The organism is Enterobacter cloacae complex sp. GYL001 (assembly GCF_049237125.1).
Lineage (GTDB): Bacteria > Pseudomonadota > Gammaproteobacteria > Enterobacterales > Enterobacteriaceae > Enterobacter > Enterobacter hormaechei_C.
This window is the reverse complement of sequence record NZ_JBMKGW010000063.1, coordinates 1-830: the sequence shown is the minus strand read 5'-3', so window position 1 is coordinate 830 and position 830 is coordinate 1. Positions and strand designations below refer to the sequence as shown.

Here is an 830-nt window from a genome sequence, read left to right as displayed (position 1 = left end):
GATGCCCGAGGCATAGACTGTACAAAAAAACAGTCATAACAAGCCATGAAAACCGCCACTGCGCCGTTACCACCGCTGCGTTCGGTCAAGGTTCTGGACCAGTTGCGTGAGCGCATACGCTACTTGCATTACAGCTTACCAACCGAACAGGCTTATGTCCACTGGGTTCGTGCCTTCATCCGTTTCCACGGTGTGCGTCACCCGGCAACCTTGGGCAGCAGCGAAGTCGAGGCATTTCTGTCCTGGCTGGCGAACGAGCGCAAGGTTTCGGTCTCCACGCATCGTCAGGCATTGGCGGCCTTGCTGTTCTTCTACGGCAAGGTGCTGTGCACGGATCTGCCCTGGCTTCAGGAGATCGGAAGACCTCGGCCGTCGCGGCGCTTGCCGGTGGTGCTGACCCCGGATGAAGTGGTTCGCATCCTCGGTTTTCTGGAAGGCGAGCATCGTTTGTTCGCCCAGCTTCTGTATGGAACGGGCATGCGGATCAGTGAGGGTTTGCAACTGCGGGTCAAGGATCTGGATTTCGATCACGGCACGATCATCGTGCGGGAGGGCAAGGGCTCCAAGGATCGGGCCTTGATGTTACCCGAGAGCTTGGCACCCAGCCTGCGCGAGCAGCTGTCGCGTGCACGGGCATGGTGGCTGAAGGACCAGGCCGAGGGCCGCAGCGGCGTTGCGCTTCCCGACGCCCTTGAGCGGAAGTATCCGCGCGCCGGGCATTCCTGGCCGTGGTTCTGGGTTTTTGCGCAGCACACGCATTCGACCGATCCACGGAGCGGTGTCGTGCGTCGCCATCACATGTATGACCAGACCTTTCAGCGCGCCTTCAA

The 830-nt window shown here is 60.2% G+C and carries 1 protein-coding gene; it reads left to right on the top strand.

Features of this window, described 5'->3' with window-relative positions; translation table 11 throughout:
* Positions 1-45: 45 nt before the first annotated feature.
* A partial coding sequence (gene intI1 / locus ACOTWU_RS25270; protein ID WP_087497501.1) for a class 1 integron integrase IntI1 occupies positions 46-830 on the top strand: 785 nt, incomplete at its 3' end.